Below are 19,194 nucleotides of genomic sequence, written 5' to 3'. Positions count from 1 at the left end.
TCTTTTAATCATGCAAGTAATATTATTTTAGTTCATGCTCTCAATAATGCTGTCGGCCAACTCATCCAGCTCCTGATAAGTCGCGTCATTCAGCGCGGAAAGCATGGTAAGCTGCTCATTAAGCACAGTAAATTCTTTCAGCTTATCGAGTTGCTCTACCATAGAAGGTCCAGACTGCGGCGCCCATGTACCGCTGCCCACAACGCCGACAACCCTTTTCTGCAAATTCAGCGCGGCCATATCATCTATGAACGCCTGCATTACAGGGAACACCTTCAGATTATAGGTGACGGAAAGCAACGCCATGTGGCTGTATTTAAACGCGTCGGAAATCAAATAGGATACGTGTGTGCAGGAAACATCATACATCGAAATATTCGTCATGCCCTTTTCGCACAGCTTAGCCGCCAGAATATTTGCCGCGCTCTCAGTGTTGCCGTACATAGAAGCGTAAACAATAAGAACGCCCTTTTCTTCCGGCTCGTAGCGAGACCACTTATCATATTTTTCGACAATGTAGCCGATATCATGCCGCCAAACAGGGCCGTGAAGCGGACAGATATATTTGATATCCAGACCGCCAGCCTTCTTCAGCAGCTTCTGAACTTGCGGACCGTATTTTCCTACGATGTTAGTGTAGTATCTCCGCGCGTCATCCAACCAATCACGTTCAAAGTTAACCTCATCAGCAAAGAGTTTTCCGTCCAAAGATCCGAAGGAGCCAAAAGCATCTGCCGAGAACAACGCTCCGTTTGTAGTATCAAAGGTGACCATAGCCTCTGGCCAGTGAACCATTGGCGCCATGACGAAAGCAACCTCGTGCTTACCAAAGGACATCGTATCGCCCTCTTTCACCTCTATAACTTCGTTAACTGGAAAACCGAATTGATTCATCATCATAACAGCTTTCGATGTAGTAATCACCTTCACGTCCGGATAGCGCATTAGAATTTCTTCAATAGAAGCGCCGTGATCCGGCTCCATATGGTTGATTACCATGTAATCAAGATTTCTTCCATTTAAAACATATTCGATATTCTCCAGGAACTGCCTGCAAACGGACCAGTCCGCCGTATCAAAAAGAACGGTTTTCTCATCCAGCAGTACATAGGAGTTGTAGGAAGTTCCTCTTGGGATTGGATGAATGTTCTCAAAGAGCGCCAATCGTTTATCATTGGCTCCAACCCAGTATAAATCTTCAGTTACTTTTCTTACGCAATGCATTTTGACTATTCCTCCTTATCCTTTTCGACTACAACAAAGCCAGCCTTTGACTCACCGCACAACGGGCAAACCCATTCATCAGGCAGAGCCTCGAAAACAGTTCCGGGACTTACGCCGTTTTCCGGATCGCCGACAGCCGGATCGTATTCATATCCACAGCCGTCGCAAACATATGTCACCCAAGGTGAAGCTTCCTTTTTAATTGTAGCCTTTCTCATCTTAACTTTCGGTGGAGCCGGCTTTTTCGGCTCTCCGTTATCTAATGCATCCGTCAAAAGCGGCAAGATATCTTCGAGATCCCCTACGATACCGTAATCCGCATTTTTAAATATCGGTGCATTTTTACTGTTATTGATCGCCACGATCGTGGTTGCATCTTTAATCCCCTTCAGATGCTGTCCTGCCCCAGAAATGCCACAGGCAATATACAGATTTCCTGTAAACTTCTGCCCACTCATGCCTACATACCGATCTAAAGGCAAATATCTCAGTGTTTCCGCTACAGGTCTGGAAGATCCGATTGCCGCTCCAGCCTGATATGCCAGTTCTTCAATCAGTCTCATATTTTCCTTGCTTCCAATTCCTTTACCTGCACTGACTACTCTGTCCGCTAACGCAATCGGCGTCATAGGATCAATACCTACCGTAAAATCATACCCGTCATTCTTCAGGGCGTCAACCAAAGCGTCAACCCTTTCCTGAGCAGAACCCTTGTCAAACATCTTTTTCTTTCTCTGCCCGGTGAGCGGCCCCTTATTAGCCTGTACTGCCGGTCCTGCCGTCTTTGGTGCTTTGCCCAAAATATGAGAAGCAATAACTACTCTCTGGATTTCATTGGTTCCCTCATAGATGGTACAGATCTTAGCGTCTCTGTAAGCTCGTTCTACCTCCATGCCCTTTAAATAGCCGTTACCGCCAAAAATTTGCAGAGCATCATTAACCACTTCCAGGCAAATATCAGATGCATACTGTTTTGCCATCGCGGATTCCATGCCGTACGGCTCATGGTATTCCTTCAATTCCGCAGCGCTGTAAACCAGAAACCTTGCGCAGCGAATTTTCGTCGCCATATCAGCAATCTTAAAGGAATTAACCTGCTGATATGCAATCGGCATGCCGAACTGCACTCTCTCTTTTGCGTATTCCACTGCGTGTTCAAACGCGCCCTGCGCAATTCCCAAAGCCTGAGAAGCAATTCCAATTCTGCCGCCGTCCAAAGTTGACATGGCAATCTTGAATCCCTCGCCTTCTTTTCCCAGAAGATTTTCCTTCGGAACCTTTACATCATTAAAAATCAACTCTGCTGTAGAAGACGATCTGATACCCATTTTATCATAATGATCTCCAAAGTCAAATCCTTCCCAGCCTTTTTCTACAATAAAAGCGCTGATCCCTCTAGTTCCTATACCCGGCGTAGTTACCGCAAACACCACATACGTATCAGCAATCGGCGCATTGGTGATAAAAATTTTACCGCCGTTCAGTACATAATGGTCTCCCTCCAGGACAGCTGTTGTTTCAGTTCCGCCCGCATCACTGCCTGCTCCCGGTTCCGTCAGTCCAAACGCACCCAGCTTTTCACCCTTTGCCAGAGGCGCCAAATATTTTTTCTTCTGTTCCTCCGTTCCAAAGGCGAAAATCGGATAAGATCCCAAGGATACGTGAGCCGATAAAATAACGCCTGCTCCACCGTCTACTCTGGCCAATTCTTCTACGGCAATAGCATAACTGAGAACATCCATGCCTGCACCGCCATACTCTGTCGGGTACGGGATACCCATAAGCCCCATATCCTTCAATTTTTCCACCATATCGTGAGGAAATTCATTCTTTTGGTCCAGCATGAAAGCAATCGGTTTTACTTCCTCCTCAGCAAACGCTCTGATCCGTGCTCTTAATTCCTCATGCTTTTCTGTCGTCTTATATAACATATTTGTACCTCCTTCTTTTTAGGTTTCTATTTCTTACCTCTATTATATTTGCTACAAGCACAACTAGTTGTGGCAAATGCAACAATTTTGTGATAAGATAGAAAAAACAGGAGACATGATAATGAAGAAAAGATACTTTACCGATCAAATTTCAAAAGACTCTCTGGAGAAAATGATTCTCTGTTTTCAGCCTCAATACAAAACCTATCAGCCGGGAGAAACTATTCTGGCTTATTCTGATGGGTTAGAGCAGATAGGTATTCTTTTATCCGGCAGCGCCAAACTTTATTACATAGCCGAAAACGGCGATACCAGCCTTTTAGAAAATTATAAGGATGGAGACCTCTTTGGCGAAGCTTTTTCATTGCCTTTAGATAACTATGAATATATTGTTACCGCTTCCAGCACATGCCGGGCAGTCTTTGTCGAATACCGTCATCTGGTTACTCCTTGCCAAAATGCTTGCCAACACCACTCACAGCTGATCAGCAACCTCTTTCTCATGGCTGCGCAAAAGTCCCAGGAATTGTCTCTGCATATCAGCATTTTAAACCAACCTACTATTCGCAAAAAATTATTGGCATATCTCCGCTATTCCCAAACCGCCTGCAACGCACATGAAAAAGAATACTTTGAAATCCCTTTCTCCCTGGGGGCGTTAGCAGAATATCTTGCTGTAGATCGTTCGGCCATGATGCGAGAAATACGCAATCTAAAAAAGGACGGCTATTTAGATTCTTCACGCCGCCGCTTTTTACTCAAAAAATAATTATTCTTTTTACTTCTGCTCCCATTGCTGTATTTCAAGAATCAATGCTCCCGGCCTACCCTCCTCTAATTCAGAAGGATACAGCCCTACACGAAATTCTTTGTCCTCCGCGTCATGATCATAATACCAGATATAATAATTCAACGGCTCCTGATGTCTTCTGGCCTCCCACAGCGCATCATAATGATAGCCGCTACAGCTATGAAGCTTTCCTCCGTCCACCTCTATGCAGGCCTCCCACACAGACTGCGCGTATCCATCGACCAAAGGCTGGGTGACAGTCTCATCCAGCTCAAAGGTGATCCGCCAGATATTCTTTTTCCTGTCGTAGTCGAAAGTTTCCTTCGTTGTTCCGTACGGTTTTCCAAAGTCCTTAATCCCGCAGTCCTTCTCTACCCTCTCATTCCAGGGCGCGTCCGAGCTCTCCATCAAAAGCCGCGTATTACTGTTTACATATCTCTCCCCTGGGCCACATCCGACAGTCAGCACCAATAACAGCGCTGCCATCAGAAACAATATCCCCTTCTTCATTTGTTTTCCCTCCTGCTCTATTTTATTCACAGGATGGAGGGATATGTTGAAAAGTTTTCTATTCTATTTCCGAATCCTCTGTCAAGGCTTCATATGTAACAGCCTTCCCGTCTTGAAACCCAAGAACGTAGCCAAATCCCGGCGAAGGCATCCAATCCCACATGCTGCCTTTTACATCAGGAAACAATTCCTGCATGACAGCTGAAATCACCCCGCCATGACAAACTATTACAGAAACCGCCGGTTGTCCGTTATGTCTATGAGAAAGCTCATTCAATCGGTGATATCCAACAAGCTCCGCCATACCTTCTCTGATTCTAGCCGCAAACTGATTCTTTGATTCTCCACCGGGCAAAGCGATATCTCCAGTCTCATCCCAAGCCCACTTCTCAAAATCAGCATACTTAGACAATTCCTCATACGTATTGCACTCATACTCACCAAATTCCATTTCTCGTAAATTGCGAATTACCCGATGCTCTCTTTTTCCGGCGATTAGCGCAAGGGTCTCCTCTGTACGGCGCAGTCCTGTCGTATACAAATCCGCGTCTTCCGGCAGCTGCGGATAGACGCCCCTTTTCACCAGATCCTGAAGATTTTTCTTTCCTCCATCTGTCAGAGGCAGATCCGCCCCGCCGTAATACCAGCGTTTTTCATTGCCCTCTGTAATGCCATGTCTGATCAAATAGATTTTCGATACCATTGCTTCACCTTATCTCTTTACTTCACCTTACTGCCAATACCGCAGAACACCCGAATAACATCTTCAGCTTCCTGTCCCAAAAAAGTCATACAACGGCCTGTCATCTCACGCCACGCCCGTTCCGTCTTATCTATCGGTACGATTCCCTGAGAAATATCATCAAAAATCACGATCTTATCCTGAAGACGTTCCAGATTATCTTCCAGACATTCCTTTGCGTTGACGCCTTCCTTGATACACGCCAGAACAAAGCGTTCCGCATCGGCGATGATCTTTTTATCAAAATTGATCACCATGCTCTCCATATCGCAATGATATACGTCCTTTTCTGTCAAATGATAGGCGCTCAACGCGTAATCCAGCTTTCCCTGATACGCTCCTCCAAAAATTAATTTCATAGTCTTACCTCAATTCGTCAAATTTACCAAACTGCCAGGGTCAAAATCCCAGCTAATTCACTGATACAAATCGTATAGCCTGCGATATCTCCACTCATACCTCCCAGCTGCCGCCGCGCATAGGAACAAGAAAAAATTCCACTGACTGTAATCACCGCAGTCATCACCAATGTTCTTGACAGATTCACAGATAACAGTATCGCAGCTGTTATCCACACAGCCAGCTGCGCGGCCACCGCCGCTCTGTATTTCCATCGACCGGGAACCTCATAATCCTTCACATATTGACTATGGCCTATTGGCACGCAAGTCAATACATGAAGTCCGCTAACGCCTCTGCTTACTACCGGCAACAATAGCAGCGCGCCATAGTCTAATGACGGTAGCGCTTCAGTCATAGCGGCAAACCAGCCGAGAAGCAGAAAAGCCAGCGTCACTACTGCGAATGCCCCTACCGTAGAATCCTTCAAAATGCGTTGGCGTTCCTCCAATGGCCGTCTGGACAAAATCGCATCGTTACAATCCATGAATCCATCCAGATGCATAAAACCACACACGGCAAAAATATAGAATATCATCACCAATCCGCCCACCAACAGCGGTAGTTCCAGCTGCCGGAACAGCCAAAGTAATCCCATCCAGAGCAGCCCTACAACAGCGCCTACTGACGGTAAAAAGGCCAGCATCATATTTTTCAAGGTACTGTCCCATCTTTTATATGGACACGGAAGGGTGATGAAATTCCCCCATGCCATAAAAAAGCCTATGATGAACTTCATCCTTTTTCCTCCTCATACTCATAAATATGTCCGTACGCTACCTCAATAACCTTATCACATACAGATGCAAGTTGTCTGTCGATATATGCCAAAGCTCTGCGGTAGGTTTCCGTCCACTGATCGAAACCCCTGGCGTCAGAATAAATGTAATCGCTGACAAACACTGTATTTCCCGTTCTCCGGGCAAATTCACACAGTTCATCAGCCACACGTTTTCCAGCATCCCCATCAAAGCTACCATCTGGTGCAAACATCTCATTAGAAAGAAGCGCCGTCACACTGTCGAGCAAAAATGCACCTCTGGCATCCACATTGCCTTTCAGCGCATCACAGATACAACGCCCCTGTTCCACCGTTTCAAAGCCCCAACCGTCGCGTTCCGCTAAATGTCTTTGAATTCTTTGGCGATCCTCATCATCAGTGGGAATCATCGTCGCTACATAATAGAGCGCCCTGCCATCCTTTTCAGCCATGGACTTAGCTAAATTCTGCGCGTATAGAGATTTTCCATTTTTGCATCCGCCGCTGATAAATACATTCATTAGAATAAGTTTTCCCTTCTAATTTCTTCTAAGTAATCTCCATTGATAGAGGCTTCCTCCAGCGTCTTCATCAAATTCATTGACGCTAACGCGGTTTCTATGATCTTAAAAGCAATTGGACAGCCGCTACCTTCGCCTAATCGCATACCCAGATCAAACATCGGCGTCAGACCCAGTCTATCCATAGCTATCTGGTAACCGATTTCATAAGATTTATGAGATGCGAACATATAATTCACCACTTTTGGATTCAATTCCTTGGCTATGCATGCCGCTACAATAGAGATAAAGCCGTCAATAACTACCGGCATCCGGTAAACTCCGGCGCCAAGGAACGCACCTGTCATAGCGCATATGTCATAGCCGCCTACCTTTGCCAGTTTCTCAATCGGATCGCCCATACACCAGCTGTTTACAGCATCGTCTACAATTTTAATTTTCTTGGCCAATCCTTCGTCATTAAGGCCTCCGCCTCTGCCTACAACCGCTTCTGCCCTCGCTCCTGTCAGAGCGCTGAGGAGAGCTGAACTTGTCGTGGTATTGCCGATTCCCATCTCTCCAACACCGAACAGTTGCACGCCCGCTTTGTTCATAGCTTCAACTGCTTCAATGCCAATCAAAATCGCTCTGACTGCTTCCTCTCTGGTCATAGCCGCTTCTTTAGCCAAATTTCGCGTACCATTAGCAATCCTGCGGTTGACAATCCTTACTGGAATTTTCCCATCCTCTGTCAACATAGATGAGGTATAAAGTTCTTCCGGAATCTCCATTGCTACTCCCACGTCAGTAACCAACAGGTCTATGCCAAAATACTTAGCCATAGAACTGACGCCTGTATATCTTCTGGTGAAGTTGATCGTCTGCGATAGAGTAACTGACTGCGGCGCTGACGCTACGCCTTCCTCCACTACGCCGTTATCCGCGCACATAATCGCCACACACTGGCGTGTCACATCATTATCTACGGCCTTTCCGGTAATACCGGCTATTTTAACGGAGATGTCCTCCAATCTCCCTAAGCTTCCAGGCGGCTTTGCCAGATAAGCCTGACGTTCTTTTGCTTCTTCCATTGCCTGATAGTCTGGTTCTCCAATTTGTCCAATCAGCTCAAATAATCTTTTTTCTTCACTCATATTCTCTTTCCTCTTTTCCGTTTGTTCGCCAATACAATCATCTTACCATATTTTTGTCTGAAAAAAAAGTTTCCCACCTTGTAAAATCTCTTGTTTTTTAATATAATTTGTTATACTTGAAAAGACAGAAAAGGATTTGATATTATGAATAAGAAATTACAAAGCGATATTATGCTATTAACTACCGCTATTATCTGGGGCTCTGCTTTTGTGGCGCAGAAAGCGGGAACCGTTCTTGAACCTTTTACTTATAACGGAATCCGAATGCTGATCGGCGGACTGGTTTTGATTCCTGTGATCTTTCTCTTCAAAAAGTTCAGTAAAGAGGAGGAATCCTCCGCACAGAAAACGGAAGATGAGAAATCTGCAGAAAAAAAGACCTTGCTCATAGGCGGAATTGTCTGTGGGCTGGTTCTCTGCGCCGCGTCTACCCTACAGCAATTCGGCATGTATTTTGATACTGACGCCGGAAAGGCCGGCTTCATCACATCCTTATACATAGTCATTGTTCCGGTGCTGGGATTGTTCCTGCGTCAAAAACCAAAACCTATTGTATGGTTCTGCGTAGCCTTGGGCGCCTTTGGTTTCTATCTCTTAACTATGGCAGGTAAATCCGGCGGATTTAGTTTGACCACAGGCGACCTGTTTGTACTTCTCTGCGCAGTAGCTTTCTCCTGTCACATTTTAGTAGTCGATCACTTTTCACCTAAATGCGACGGCATCAAGCTTTCCTGTATTCAGTTTCTCACCTGTGGCGTCATCGGCTGTACCTGCATGATGATCTTTGAGAATCCTGATATCAACGCTATTCTGGACTGTTGGCTGCCAATTCTCTATTGTGGCGCCATTTCCTCTGGAGTCGCTTATACGTTACAGGTTCTGGGACAGAAGCACGCTGACCCGGCGGCCGCGTCGCTAATTCTTAGTCTGGAATCAGTATTCTCTGTGATCTTTGGCGCGTTGCTGCTGAGTGAACGTCTGACACTTGTTGAAATTCTGGGCTGCGTCGTTATTTTCATCGCCGTAGTTATTCCACAGCTTCCATCTAAGGAAGAAAGACTGCAATCAAAATAATTAAACTCCAATAGATAAAAGTATGATGCGAAATTGGGTCAGGTCTCCTGATCCTTTTTCGTATTTTAGAAAAATCTCAAGAGCACAGCCTTGCAAGACTGTGCTTTTTATCGTATACTGAAGTTATCAAACACGAAAGACAAGGAGTGATATCAATGATCAACCGTAATGAAGCGCTTGAGCTTCTAAAAAAATATAATAAAGAGGACTTCCATATTCATCATGGAATAACTGTAGAATGCGTTATGCGTTATATGGCAAAGAAATTGGGCTACGAAGAAGATGCGGAATTTTGGGCCGTCTGCGGACTGCTTCACGATATCGATTTTGAAATGTGGCCGGAGGAGCACTGCGTAAAAGCGCCGGAGCTGTTACAGGAGGCCGGTGTGGATGAAGCTATAATCCATGCTGTTGTTTCCCATGGATACGGCGAGTGCTGCGACGTGGCCCCAGAACACGAAATGGAAAAGGTGCTCTTTGCAGTAGATGAGCTAACTGGACTGATAGGCGCCGCTGCACTGATGCGTCCGTCTAAAAGCACGAAAGACATGGAGCTGAAATCCTTAAAGAAAAAGTTTAAGGATAAGAAATTTGCTGCGGGCTGCAGTCGTGAAATTATTCAAAAAGGCGCGGAGCAACTGAACTGGGATCTGGAAAAGCTACAGGCAGAAACTCTGGAAGCCATGCAAGCATGTGAGGATGAAATTGCAGAATTAGAAAAATAAACGGAGAACAAAATCATGTATTACGAAATGACCATCGCAGGCTGCAAACGGCAGCTATCTCTTTGTAAAATCAACGACGATCTTTATATCGGCGCTTTCATCATGTTCAGTGATGTGGAAATCACTCGCGCGTGCGCTGCTCAGCTTCTTGCCAAAGCGCCGGAATTCGATGTGATTATCACCGCTGAATCCAAAGGCATTCCCCTTGCCTATGAAATGACCAGACAGGCAAACATCAACGACTATATCGTCGCAAGAAAGGGCGCAAAGCTTTACATGCAAAATGTTGTCACCACACAAGTGGACTCTATCACCACCGACCACATTCAAACCCTGTGCTTAGGTCAAACGGAAATAGATAAAATGAAAGGAAAGCGTATTCTCATTGTGGACGATGTTATCAGCACAGGCGAATCTCTCCTTTCTCTGGAAACACTGGTCAATCAGGTGGGAGGCAATATTGTCGGCAAAATGGCCGTCCTTGCTGAAGGAGAAGCCGCAGACAGAGACGATATCATTTTTCTGGAAAAACTACCGCTGTTCAATGCAGACGGAACAATAAAATAACTATCCTTGATCCAAACCGAAAAAGCTGCCTACTTTCACGGAAAACCCGTAAAAGCCGCAGCTTTTTATACATCTAAACTTCCAAATTACAGCTTCGGGTCAAAAATCCGCGAATCTTCTCCCGCCGTTCTGCAATATCAACAGGCCACGCATAGAGATCTACACCCTTTAAGCCTGCATGGTCGACGCTGTAGGTTGGTATTTTATTGTCATAGATCGCCTCACTGGCATCCACACGAAATCCGTTTACCTTTTTACAGGGCCCGCCGTTAAGAATGAAACCTTTTATTTCGCCCAGCGCCTCAAGCTGCGCCTGATCTGCGTCATGATTGCAAATCACAGCTTTAACACCCATACTTTCCACGTCTTCCTTTATCATCTGGCAATTCTCGTGACCCAAGTCTACAATCACAATTACGCCCTCTCTCATCATTCTTCCTCTCTTTCTACCAGCTTTCCGTATACCACTAGTCTGGCGTCGTCATACTCATAAGTACAGGTACTCAACATGACAATATGATCCTCAGAAGATACGCTGACACCCATCTCAGTCTCATTTTTAGCCAATATCTGCTGCAAATAATTTTCTTTCTCCACATCACTGTGAAAACTGAAACGATATAAATCGCTGTCCGCCGGTATGGTCACTACAGCGAAAACATGCACGTCATACCTTTTCTTCGGCGTGGTCAACTGCATGATCTTATGCTTTTCGTAATAGCTCTTATCTCGATATTCAATCAAGTCATGGAACATACTCCCGTCCTTCATCCGATGTCCATAAATGATAGTATTAAAATCCCGAAACGGCTTCTCACACCGAAAATCGATAAACAGAGAACCTTTGCCGTTGTATTCTCCATTAAACATCCGATACAAATAATACTGATTGTCCGGTCCCTGAACCACAGGATAATTGATAGGCGTTCCCTCTGAATAAAGCCATGCCTTTACATCCTTATTCTTTTTCTTTAACGCGTCAAAATCGATCTCGCCCTTTTTTTCCTCCGCTCCTGCGTTGGCAACCTGCTGTATCTCCTTGTAGGCTGATGTTCCCTCATGATATTCCCAGAGGATCTTGGCGATATTATATCCGCTAACGGCGATGATCAGAAGTAGCGCCGTGACAATCACTTTGAATAACCAACTACTTTTCTTTTTCTTATTTTCTGCCATACCTTTTTTCCTCCTAACCGTTATTCTACCACAAAAAAATTTCCATTTCATTCTTTTCTGCTCTTTTGCATAAAAAATTCTCTGATCTCCGATATTATAACCATGGAGTTAATAATATTTGTATTAGGCGGAGTTTTTTACGGTCTGACGGAATTGCTCTATCGAGGATACACCCATTGGTCCATGGTTTTAACCGGCGGCGCAATCGTCGTAACATTCTATATGTTGCTGCCTTACTTTCTGCAAATGCATATCATTACGGCCGCTGTCACAGGCGCTCTAATCGTCACTGCCTATGAATTTGCAGTAGGAAGTGTGGTAAACCTGTGGCTCGGCTGGGAGGTCTGGGATTACTCGGCCCTGCCTGGTAATGTATTGGGGCAGATCTGTCCTCAGTTTACTTGCTATTGGTTCATGATATGCCTTGCTTTCTTTTCACTGATAAAATATAATAAAGATATGTTTTTTTAGAAATAGGAGAATGAATATCATGTCGAAATATGATTACAGCAAATTGCAGAACGGAAGTGACATTCGTGGTATTGCGTTAGAAGGCGTACCCGGAGAAACCGTAAATCTGAACAGCGAAGCTGCGGGCAGACTTGCCAGGGGATTTTTGTTTTGGCTCATGCAAAAAACAGGCAAAGAGGCGCCAGATTTGACCATATCTATCGGTCAAGATCCTCGTCTTTCAGGCGATAAAATCGCAGCCAATTTCATGCAAGCGCTGCATCCATATGGCTGCCAAATCTTATCTGCCGGTCTAGCGTCAACCCCTGCCATGTTCATGTCCACGATTTTTTCTGAATATACTGCTGACGGCGCGGTTATGGTAACCGCAAGCCACTTGCCGTGGAACAGAAACGGACTGAAATTCTTTGATCGCGATGGAGGCTTAAACAAAGGCGATATCACAGACATCATCACCTTTGCAGAATCTGATTCCATACTCAATTCCATCCGACCTGCCGCACCACGGGAGATCAAAACCATCGATCTCCTGAATACATATTCTGCTCATCTGCGCAGGCTGATTACTGACGGCATAGGATGCTCCGAGACAGACAGTCCTCTTTCCGGTATGAAAATAACTGTAGACGCAGGTAACGGCGCTGGAGGATTCTATGCATCCAAAGTGTTACAGCCTTTAGGCGCGGACATTTCTTCCAGTCAATTTTTAGAACCAGACGGACACTTCCCGAACCATGCGCCGAATCCAGAAGACAAAAACGCCATGGAAGCCATCTGCACACAAGTCAAAACCTGCGGAGCTGATCTGGGACTGATATTCGATACTGACGTAGATCGTTCGTCAGCTGTGGACGAAAAGGGACGCGAAATCAGCCGCAACGGGATTGTCGCTATGGCTGCCGCGTTAATTGCTGACAAATATCCGGGGACAACCGTTGTCACCGACAGCATTACCAGCAATCAATTGACGGTCTTTTTAGAAGATACTCTGGGACTTTCCCATCTTCGATTCAAACGAGGATACAAAAATGTCATTAACAAGTCCATCGAGCTTTGCCGCTCCGGCATAGACAGCCAGCTAGCGATAGAAACCAGCGGTCATGCTGCGTATAAAGAGAACTATTTCCTTGATGACGGCGCTTATCTTGCCACAAAAATTGTCATTAAGGCTGCACAGCTATTCCGAGAGGGCCGCGGTATTTCCAGTTTGATTGCAGACTTAGAAACGCCTGCAGAGTCAATTGAAATACGTTTTCCGATTCTATCAGACGACTTTGTCGCTTACGGCGACAGAATTCTAAAGGATTTGGAAATCCTGACGGATTCCGGTCAGATCAAAGGCGCTTCACTGGTCAAACCAAATTACGAAGGCGTAAGGATAAATTTCAATCAACCATCCTGTAAAGGCTGGTTGTTGCTGCGCAAATCGCTTCACGATCCGATTATGCCGCTGAACATCGAGTCCGACATTCCCGGCGGCGTCCACGAAATCCGCAGAGTGCTAAAGCCTTTATTAGCAGGATACGATAAACTTGATATCAGTAAATTATAATAAACCTATAAGTACAGCCCGCTCCATTTGGTTAGCTTTTGCCGGCCAAATGGGGCGGGCTGTAATGCTAATGCCGCATGCCATACAATTTCGGTAATATCTGCGTTTCAATTACGTGTCTAAGAATCACACTGCTAAAAGTTCCATTACAGTCATCCATGGTCAAAATCAAATTTTGACCTAATAGATACCCATTCTTTTGATACAGGTTTAGTTTTCGAGCAGTCCTCTCACAATAGGTCAGGTCATGCAATAATCCCAGGTGTTCCCAGATTATTTTATCCCCATCAGGCAACAAAATTGTAAAATCCGGATAAACATGCTTAAGTCCATGAACCCCTATGCGATATATGAATTCTTCTTCATAATGGAACGGAATCCCATAAGAATAAAGCGTATTAGCCAGCAATTGTTCCGACTTCGAACGCACCATTTCGCCGCCCTCCGTTGTATGAATATGATACTTAGGATTGTATGGACACTTAGGATACGGTTCTGCCAATCTTTCCTCAAGCATAATCTTTTGTCTAAGTTCCATAGCCTGTTTGTATACTCCATCCGTTTCAGACGCGATCCATTCCAAAGAAGCAGGCCGATACTGTTCCAGCAGCTTCTGTAATTTAGGCAGATTATTTTCACAACGAGCAATGATTTCCTTTTGCAATCTCTTTTCCGTTAATTCCCGGATTAAAACCGGATTATCACTAATATTCAGCTGTTTCCTCGCATATCCATTCTTGTTATACTGCGGAATATTCTGGTAATAGCTTGCGCCCTTTGCTCTTTTCCGAATACTGAGACTTCCCTCAGGAGCTAAAGCAAGCTTTTCCTTGCCATCCTTCAACAATCTTTCTTCTTTCATTATCTCACTTTTTAACTCATCAAAAAAAACATCTCTCATATATATTTCCCCGTCAACGTTTAGTAAAAAATGTAAATTTATAACATATTTTACCACATATCTGTGACAGGGTCAATTATTACATATCGAAATGTTTTCTTCCCGCAGCTTTTCCGCTGATTTTGCTCTCATGTTGCGTGCGCCCTCTAAAACACGCAGCTTTTTGTCTATTTTACGCTCCCTTATCGCGCAAAGAAATCCCTTATCTCTAAAATACAGACCTTTCACGCAATAAATCTCTTTTTTTATCAATATGCTGCGTTCTTTCACCCCCACACGCAACATTATCTAAAAATAGTCCTAAAAAGCTGCGCGCTGACCCATGCACACGCAACATGACCCTAAAAGACCCCAAAAATCTGCATATACGCCCTACTCTAACTATTTACCATCATATATCTTAGCTTCTTCTTTACCACACAGCATACGTACCGCGCCAGCAGCCAGCGCCTCCATCTCACTTTCTCCTGCCATAACTACAACCGGACCGATATGTCCACAAAATTTTTCAATCATCCCGGTCAGCAGTTTAGAATGAGCAATACCCCCAGTAAGAATAATCACATCAACCCGTCCTTGAAGCACACAGGACAATCCTGCAATAGCCTTTGCGACCTGCAAAGCCATAGCCTCGTAAACAGTCTTCGCCTGTGCATCGCCTTCATCAATCCTTCGTTCTACATCACGACAATCCTTTGTTCCTAAATATGAGTACAAACCTCCACATCCACTGATCATTTTTTCCACATCAGCCTCCGTATGCTTCCCATCAAAACACAACCGCTTAAACAGGAGCAACGGCACTCCGCCAGAACGTTCCGGCGCCATGGGACCATCGTCATAAGCAGCCACATCGATGACTTTTCCCTCGCGCCAGGCATTAGCCGTAATACCTCCGCCCATGTGACAGACAATAAACTGCATATCCTTGTAGTCCCGCCCTATCGACGTAGCGTATCGAATAGCCTGCGCACGAGAATTCAACAGATGCGTCGCTCCATACTTTTCCACACCTGCAATACCCGTGATCCTGGCAATATCCAAAAGATCACATCCCATCGTAGAATCATAAATAAAAGAAGGAATTCGAAGCGGCTTCGCGACCGCATAAGCCAGCAACGCCCCGAGACTTGACGCGTGCTGCGGAATGTCCGAGCTTGCCATCCGTGAGCAAAGGGTTTCTGTCACTACGTATCCTCCGCCGGAAAGACCGTATACCATGCCTCCGCGTCCAACCACCGCCGCCAAATTATGAAGTTCATATCCTTCTTCATCCAAATAAGACAATATCATTTCTTTTCTGTATTCCTGTTGAGACGCTACATCAGGGAACTTCAAAATCACAGCCTCATCATGAACAATGTTCGTTTCAAAGCGCCTAAATTCACCGTCTCCCGCAAACACAGCTATTTTAGTAGAAGTTGATCCCGGATTGATCACCAATATATCCTTTATCTGATTCATAGACTTTCTCCTCTCAACAAACGGATCTCCTCTCCGTATCCTTCCAGATCCTCCTGCGGCGTTTCCAGGATGCAAGGCAGACCCATCAGCTTAGGGTGATGAATTACAGACAGAATAGCATTCAGTCCGATTTCTCCTTCTCCGATACGCGCATGCCGGTCCTTTTTTGCTCCCATAGGATTTTTACTGTCATTAATATGAAGCGCCTTTAACCGATCTAATCCGATTACCCGATCAAATTCAGCAAGCACACCATCCAGATCGTGCACGATATCATATCCTCCATCGTTAACATGACATGTATCCAAACAAACGCCAACTTTTTCATCATATGTCACATTTTCAATGATTGCCGCCAGTTCTTCAAATCTGCCGCCTACCTCGCTGCCCTTACCAGCCATTGTTTCCAGCAAAATGGTAGTCGATTGCTCCGGCGTGATGATATCATTGAGCAAATCAGCAATCATCATGACGCCCCTCTCGCATCCCTGCCCAACATGACTGCCAGGATGAAAATTATAATAATTACCTGGTAAATACTCCATTCGTTCCATGTCCTCTTGCATGGCCATATACGCAAACTCTCTGGTCTTCTCTGTAGCTGAACATGGATTCAAAGTATACGGCGCGTGAGCCACCAACGGACCAAAATCATATTCCCTAAGTATCGATCTCAGCCTTTGCACATCCTCCTCATCAATGGCCTTGGCTTTTCCGCCTCTGGGATTTCTGGTAAAAAAGGCGAAGGTATTGGCCCCAATAGACCGCGCTGCTTCACCCATAGCTGCAAAGCCGCCAGCCGATGAAAGATGACAGCCGATATACAATTTCTTTTCTTCAATTTTTCTATTCATGGCTCTCATTATACTACAACCTGTTAAAAATTCATAGCAAAATGGATTTTTTGTGGTATAATGTCTACACACGGTGATGAAGCCCTAGCCCGCTGATCGGCAAGCCACAGGCGCAGGCGGAAGCGAGACAGGTCTCATGTCAGGGGTGCAGGAGCTTTGCTCCGTGGCGCTCTACGGCGAGGCGAGCTGAAAGCGAAGACAAAGGTTAGTGCTTATGGTAGAATAAGTATATATATCAAGGGAGGTTTCCAATGCAGCATGAGATAACCAAATCAGCGCCCCTGCTAAATGAAAAGGGATATTTACGAGAACCTGGTTACGCCAAATCCATGTTGCCCGTTTACGACCGCAAGGCAATCAAAGCTTCCGGTTGGCGTATCAAGGAATGGGATTATTACTATATTGGCAACAGTCATTTCGGTGTTGCCTTAACCATTGCAGATAACTCCTATATGGGACTGGACAGCATCAGCCTGTTGAATTTTGACGAGCCTTGGGAGCACACTTCCAGCTCTATTTCATGGATGACATTTGGAAAGGTTGGATTTCCATCAACATCGTCAAAAGGCAATGTATGTCACGGCGGCAAGAATCACAAGATTTCTTTCACAATTGAAGAAAATAATCGTCATCTGGAATTCTATATGAAAAGCTTCTATAAGGGAAAGTCCATCGAGGGGATGATAGATTTAGCCGATCCAGGCGGCGAGTCCATGGTCATTGCAACGCCCTTTCCAGAAAAACCAGATCACTTTTATTTCAATCAGAAAATCAACTGCATGCCGGCAAAAGGACGAATCCATTTCGATGGACGAGATTATATTTTTGATACTGCAGATTCCTTTGCGGTTTTAGACTGGGGCAGAGGCGTATGGACTTATAAAAACACCTGGTATTGGGGCAGCGCTTCAGGTCTGGTCAATGACATTCCCTTCGGATTTAATATCGGTTATGGCTTTGGAGATACCTCCGCCGCTACAGAGAATATGCTGTTTTATAACCACAAAGCACATAAGCTGGATCAGGTTACTTTCCATATTCCTGTGAAAGCAAAACAGTATAAATCCAAAGGCAGCTGCTGTACAGGAAGCAATATCGTAGTCGATACGGCTGACATGACAGAAGACTATCTATCTCCCTGGAGATTCACATCAAATGACGGTCGCTTTGAAATGGACTTCCTTCCCATCATCGACCGCCACGCGGATACCGATGTAAAACTGATCCGCTCTAATCAACATCAGGTTTTCGGACAATTCAGCGGCAGCGCTATACTGGATGACGGCACCGTCATTGAGATAAAAGATTTCATAGGGTTTGCCGAAAAAGTATATAATAAATGGTAGAAAGGGATACCGGAATGGAAAAGAAAGAAAAACAAAAACTGATACTAGCCGTACTCAGCGGCGACGACTTCGAGGATACCATCTGTGATTTAACCAAAAATGGATTCTTTGTTACTGTACTCAACTCATCGGGAGGATTTTTCCGTAGAAAAAATGTAACAGTAATGATCGGCACAGAGGAATCCAAGTGTCCGGAAGTAATAAAAATCCTTAAGGAGGATGCCGGACTTCGAGAGCAGACGACCTATCAAAATCTGTCTGCCCCGGGCTGTGAACAAATGGCAATTCTTCCGCCGATGGCAGTAAAGAAAAATGCCGGCGGAGCTACAGTGTTTATCATGGACCTGGACAGCATTGAAAAGCTGTAAACAACAAAAGGATTCACCCTGACTTTATCGTCCTTCAGGGTGAATCCGTAAAATGCGTCATATTTGCTTGTATAGCACGCAAGAAAACGAATGCAAAAAAGCCTTACAGTTTAAGGCTTTTTTGATAGCTCAAATTCAAAGACTATTTTTTACTACCGCCGCTCCACTACATTGGAAAACACAACCTGCGTCTCTGTCTTACCGAAGACCTGCAGCTTGCCCAAAAATTCATCCAACAGCGTAGTCGATGGAAATACTACTTTCATAATCATAGAATACGGTCCGGTAATATGATCACATTCCAGAACGCAACGCTGCTCCTTGATAAATTCATAGAACTTTTTGCTGTCCTCCGGCTCTACGGTAATCATAATAAACGCCTTGATGCCGTACCCCAGCTTTTCCATATCCAGCGCGGCGTGATACCCTTTGATGTAGCCCTCCCGTTCCAGCTTTTCCATACGTGAGGATACCGCCGGCGTTGTCAAAAACACTTCTGCCGACAACTCTTTCAAGGGTGTGCGCGCATTTTTTTCAACATATTCAATATTTTAACGTCAATTTCGTCCAGATTTCTCATAAACGCCCCCGTTTTCCAAATTCCCTATCAGTATACTACAAAAAAAACGTTTTGTCAGCGGTTTTCTGTTTTCCTCGTTGAAAAAATTCGCGACGCTTCCGACAAA

22 protein-coding genes are annotated in these 19,194 nt (G+C 45.0%); 8 read left to right on the top strand and 14 right to left on the bottom strand.

The genetic code is table 11. The annotated features are described in order from the left end of the window. Positions 1 to 27 precede the first annotated feature (27 nt). Positions 28 to 1,224 carry an FprA family A-type flavoprotein gene (locus ACPW7J_RS00975; RefSeq protein WP_425755955.1) on the bottom strand — a complete coding sequence of 399 codons (1,197 nt, stop codon included), beginning with the start codon at positions 1,222 to 1,224 and terminating at the stop codon, positions 28 to 30. Positions 1,225 to 1,229: 5 nt separating this feature from the next. Beyond that, positions 1,230 to 3,155: an acyl-CoA dehydrogenase family protein gene (locus ACPW7J_RS00970; RefSeq protein WP_161873937.1), complete on the bottom strand. Its 1,926-nt coding sequence runs from the start codon at positions 3,153 to 3,155 to the stop codon at positions 1,230 to 1,232. Between the two features lie 121 nt (positions 3,156 to 3,276). Between ACPW7J_RS00970 and ACPW7J_RS00965 the strand changes: the two genes are divergently transcribed. Beyond that, a complete protein-coding gene (locus ACPW7J_RS00965) occupies positions 3,277 to 3,924 on the top strand; it encodes a Crp/Fnr family transcriptional regulator (RefSeq protein WP_425755954.1) in 648 nt (215 codons plus the stop codon). A gap of 9 nt (positions 3,925 to 3,933) precedes the next feature. On the opposite strand, the gene ACPW7J_RS00960 is transcribed toward ACPW7J_RS00965, so the two are convergent. From ACPW7J_RS00960 to cobT, 6 genes are read right to left on the bottom strand one after another with little or no spacing between them, the layout of a single operon-like run. Continuing rightward, complete coding sequence (locus tag ACPW7J_RS00960; protein WP_161873939.1) at positions 3,934 to 4,455, bottom strand: hypothetical protein; 522 nt, start codon at positions 4,453 to 4,455, stop codon at positions 3,934 to 3,936. Positions 4,456 to 4,513: 58 nt separating this feature from the next. Beyond that, positions 4,514 to 5,158, bottom strand: a complete 645-nt coding sequence (locus tag ACPW7J_RS00955) for a histidine phosphatase family protein (RefSeq protein WP_425755952.1) — start codon at positions 5,156 to 5,158, stop codon at positions 4,514 to 4,516. Positions 5,159 to 5,175: 17 nt separating this feature from the next. Beyond that, positions 5,176 to 5,556 (bottom strand): hypothetical protein, encoded by a 381-nt coding sequence (locus ACPW7J_RS00950; RefSeq protein ID WP_425755950.1) that lies wholly within the window; start codon positions 5,554 to 5,556, stop codon positions 5,176 to 5,178. Between the two features lie 23 nt (positions 5,557 to 5,579). Further along, complete coding sequence (locus ACPW7J_RS00945; RefSeq protein ID WP_425755948.1) at positions 5,580 to 6,335, bottom strand: adenosylcobinamide-GDP ribazoletransferase; 756 nt, start codon at positions 6,333 to 6,335, stop codon at positions 5,580 to 5,582. Beyond that, a complete protein-coding gene (locus ACPW7J_RS00940; RefSeq protein WP_425755946.1) occupies positions 6,332 to 6,877 on the bottom strand; it encodes a bifunctional adenosylcobinamide kinase/adenosylcobinamide-phosphate guanylyltransferase in 546 nt (181 codons plus the stop codon). The genes ACPW7J_RS00945 and ACPW7J_RS00940 overlap by 4 nt, the downstream gene beginning before the upstream one ends. After that, positions 6,877 to 8,010, bottom strand: coding sequence for a nicotinate-nucleotide--dimethylbenzimidazole phosphoribosyltransferase (gene cobT / locus ACPW7J_RS00935; RefSeq protein ID WP_425755944.1), 1,134 nt, complete (start codon positions 8,008 to 8,010; stop codon positions 6,877 to 6,879). The genes ACPW7J_RS00940 and cobT overlap by 1 nt, the downstream gene beginning before the upstream one ends. A 144-nt stretch (positions 8,011 to 8,154) precedes the next feature. Here cobT and ACPW7J_RS00930 point away from each other — a divergent pair, with 144 nt between their 5' ends. From ACPW7J_RS00930 to ACPW7J_RS00920, 3 genes are all read left to right on the top strand, one after another. After that, entirely contained in the window at positions 8,155 to 9,084 is a 930-nt protein-coding gene (locus ACPW7J_RS00930; protein ID WP_161873945.1) for a DMT family transporter, read from the top strand. Between the two features lie 155 nt (positions 9,085 to 9,239). Continuing rightward, the gene (locus tag ACPW7J_RS00925; protein ID WP_202623904.1) at positions 9,240 to 9,809 is read left to right on the top strand and encodes an HDIG domain-containing metalloprotein; all 570 of its coding nucleotides are present in this window, start codon (positions 9,240 to 9,242) and stop codon (positions 9,807 to 9,809) included. Positions 9,810 to 9,824: 15 nt separating this feature from the next. Continuing rightward, positions 9,825 to 10,376 (top strand): phosphoribosyltransferase family protein, encoded by a 552-nt coding sequence (locus ACPW7J_RS00920; RefSeq protein WP_425755942.1) that lies wholly within the window; start codon positions 9,825 to 9,827, stop codon positions 10,374 to 10,376. 73 nt (positions 10,377 to 10,449) lie between these two features. Here ACPW7J_RS00920 and ACPW7J_RS00915 read toward each other — a convergent pair whose 3' ends face one another. Both ACPW7J_RS00915 and srtB read right to left on the bottom strand, forming a co-directional pair. Further along, positions 10,450 to 10,809, bottom strand: coding sequence for a glutamine amidotransferase-related protein (locus ACPW7J_RS00915; RefSeq protein ID WP_425755940.1), 360 nt, complete (start codon positions 10,807 to 10,809; stop codon positions 10,450 to 10,452). Then, a complete protein-coding gene (srtB, locus tag ACPW7J_RS00910) occupies positions 10,806 to 11,552 on the bottom strand; it encodes a class B sortase (protein ID WP_424960097.1) in 747 nt (248 codons plus the stop codon). The genes ACPW7J_RS00915 and srtB overlap by 4 nt, the downstream gene beginning before the upstream one ends. A 102-nt stretch (positions 11,553 to 11,654) precedes the next feature. On the opposite strand from srtB, the gene ACPW7J_RS00905 reads away from it, so the two are divergent. Then, positions 11,655 to 12,023: a putative ABC transporter permease gene (locus tag ACPW7J_RS00905; protein ID WP_161873949.1), complete on the top strand. Its 369-nt coding sequence runs from the start codon at positions 11,655 to 11,657 to the stop codon at positions 12,021 to 12,023. Positions 12,024 to 12,042: 19 nt separating this feature from the next. Further along, a complete protein-coding gene (locus ACPW7J_RS00900) occupies positions 12,043 to 13,575 on the top strand; it encodes a phosphomannomutase/phosphoglucomutase (RefSeq protein WP_425755937.1) in 1,533 nt (510 codons plus the stop codon). Positions 13,576 to 13,642: 67 nt separating this feature from the next. Here the strand turns inward: ACPW7J_RS00900 and ACPW7J_RS00895 are convergent, their stop codons facing one another. The 3 genes from ACPW7J_RS00895 to ACPW7J_RS00885 all read right to left on the bottom strand — a co-directional run bounded on the left by ACPW7J_RS00895 (position 13,643) and on the right by ACPW7J_RS00885 (position 16,794). Then, entirely contained in the window at positions 13,643 to 14,476 is an 834-nt protein-coding gene (locus ACPW7J_RS00895) for a hypothetical protein (protein WP_425755935.1), read from the bottom strand. 381 nt (positions 14,477 to 14,857) lie between these two features. Further along, entirely contained in the window at positions 14,858 to 15,940 is a 1,083-nt protein-coding gene (gene buk / locus ACPW7J_RS00890; protein ID WP_425755933.1) for a butyrate kinase, read from the bottom strand. Then, positions 15,937 to 16,794, bottom strand: a complete 858-nt coding sequence (locus tag ACPW7J_RS00885; RefSeq protein WP_161873953.1) for a deoxyribonuclease IV — start codon at positions 16,792 to 16,794, stop codon at positions 15,937 to 15,939. Before ACPW7J_RS00885 ends, buk begins: the two co-directional genes overlap by 4 nt. Positions 16,795 to 17,045: 251 nt before the next feature. Between ACPW7J_RS00885 and ACPW7J_RS00880 the strand changes: the two genes are divergently transcribed. Together ACPW7J_RS00880 and ACPW7J_RS00875 are read left to right on the top strand one after the other, a co-directional pair. Next, on the top strand, positions 17,046 to 18,140 hold the full coding sequence (locus ACPW7J_RS00880) for a DUF2804 domain-containing protein (RefSeq protein WP_425755931.1): 1,095 nt from the start codon (positions 17,046 to 17,048) through the stop codon (positions 18,138 to 18,140). Positions 18,141 to 18,154: 14 nt separating this feature from the next. Continuing rightward, entirely contained in the window at positions 18,155 to 18,508 is a 354-nt protein-coding gene (locus ACPW7J_RS00875) for a cyclic-di-AMP receptor (protein ID WP_161873955.1), read from the top strand. A gap of 152 nt (positions 18,509 to 18,660) precedes the next feature. Here the strand turns inward: ACPW7J_RS00875 and ACPW7J_RS00870 are convergent, their stop codons facing one another. Then, positions 18,661 to 19,014: an Lrp/AsnC family transcriptional regulator gene (locus ACPW7J_RS00870; RefSeq protein ID WP_425757537.1), complete on the bottom strand. Its 354-nt coding sequence runs from the start codon at positions 19,012 to 19,014 to the stop codon at positions 18,661 to 18,663. Positions 19,015 to 19,194: the final 180 nt, after the last annotated feature.

The sequence above is a fragment of the Ihubacter sp. rT4E-8 genome, assembly GCF_049852125.1.
In the GTDB taxonomy this organism is placed as follows: Bacteria; Bacillota; Clostridia; order Peptostreptococcales; family Anaerovoracaceae; genus Senimuribacter.
Note: the sequence above shows the minus strand (reverse complement) of the source record. Positions and strands in the feature narration are given on the sequence as shown.

Bases quoted from the DNA above. Each gene is read 5' to 3' on its own strand.
- ACPW7J_RS00915 (WP_425755940.1), bottom strand. From the start codon at position 10,809: ATGATGAGAGAGGGCGTAATTGTGATTGTAGACTTGGGTCACGAGAAT.
- ACPW7J_RS00925 (WP_202623904.1), top strand. From the start codon at position 9,240: ATGATCAACCGTAATGAAGCGCTTGAGCTTCTAAAAAAATATAATAAA.
- ACPW7J_RS00965 (WP_425755954.1), top strand. From the start codon at position 3,277: ATGAAGAAAAGATACTTTACCGATCAAATTTCAAAAGACTCTCTGGAG.
- ACPW7J_RS00880 (WP_425755931.1), top strand. From the start codon at position 17,046: ATGCAGCATGAGATAACCAAATCAGCGCCCCTGCTAAATGAAAAGGGA.
- ACPW7J_RS00875 (WP_161873955.1), top strand. From the start codon at position 18,155: ATGGAAAAGAAAGAAAAACAAAAACTGATACTAGCCGTACTCAGCGGC.
- ACPW7J_RS00900 (WP_425755937.1), top strand. From the start codon at position 12,043: ATGTCGAAATATGATTACAGCAAATTGCAGAACGGAAGTGACATTCGT.
- ACPW7J_RS00975 (WP_425755955.1), bottom strand. From the start codon at position 1,224: ATGCATTGCGTAAGAAAAGTAACTGAAGATTTATACTGGGTTGGAGCC.
- ACPW7J_RS00920 (WP_425755942.1), top strand. From the start codon at position 9,825: ATGTATTACGAAATGACCATCGCAGGCTGCAAACGGCAGCTATCTCTT.
- cobT (WP_425755944.1), bottom strand. From the start codon at position 8,010: ATGAGTGAAGAAAAAAGATTATTTGAGCTGATTGGACAAATTGGAGAA.
- ACPW7J_RS00895 (WP_425755935.1), bottom strand. From the start codon at position 14,476: ATGAGAGATGTTTTTTTTGATGAGTTAAAAAGTGAGATAATGAAAGAA.
- ACPW7J_RS00885 (WP_161873953.1), bottom strand. From the start codon at position 16,794: ATGAATAGAAAAATTGAAGAAAAGAAATTGTATATCGGCTGTCATCTT.
- buk (WP_425755933.1), bottom strand. From the start codon at position 15,940: ATGAATCAGATAAAGGATATATTGGTGATCAATCCGGGATCAACTTCT.
- ACPW7J_RS00970 (WP_161873937.1), bottom strand. From the start codon at position 3,155: ATGTTATATAAGACGACAGAAAAGCATGAGGAATTAAGAGCACGGATC.
- ACPW7J_RS00930 (WP_161873945.1), top strand. From the start codon at position 8,155: ATGAATAAGAAATTACAAAGCGATATTATGCTATTAACTACCGCTATT.
- ACPW7J_RS00905 (WP_161873949.1), top strand. From the start codon at position 11,655: ATGGAGTTAATAATATTTGTATTAGGCGGAGTTTTTTACGGTCTGACG.
- ACPW7J_RS00945 (WP_425755948.1), bottom strand. From the start codon at position 6,335: ATGAAGTTCATCATAGGCTTTTTTATGGCATGGGGGAATTTCATCACC.
- srtB (WP_424960097.1), bottom strand. From the start codon at position 11,552: ATGGCAGAAAATAAGAAAAAGAAAAGTAGTTGGTTATTCAAAGTGATT.
- ACPW7J_RS00940 (WP_425755946.1), bottom strand. From the start codon at position 6,877: ATGAATGTATTTATCAGCGGCGGATGCAAAAATGGAAAATCTCTATAC.
- ACPW7J_RS00955 (WP_425755952.1), bottom strand. From the start codon at position 5,158: ATGGTATCGAAAATCTATTTGATCAGACATGGCATTACAGAGGGCAAT.
- ACPW7J_RS00960 (WP_161873939.1), bottom strand. From the start codon at position 4,455: ATGAAGAAGGGGATATTGTTTCTGATGGCAGCGCTGTTATTGGTGCTG.
- ACPW7J_RS00950 (WP_425755950.1), bottom strand. From the start codon at position 5,556: ATGAAATTAATTTTTGGAGGAGCGTATCAGGGAAAGCTGGATTACGCG.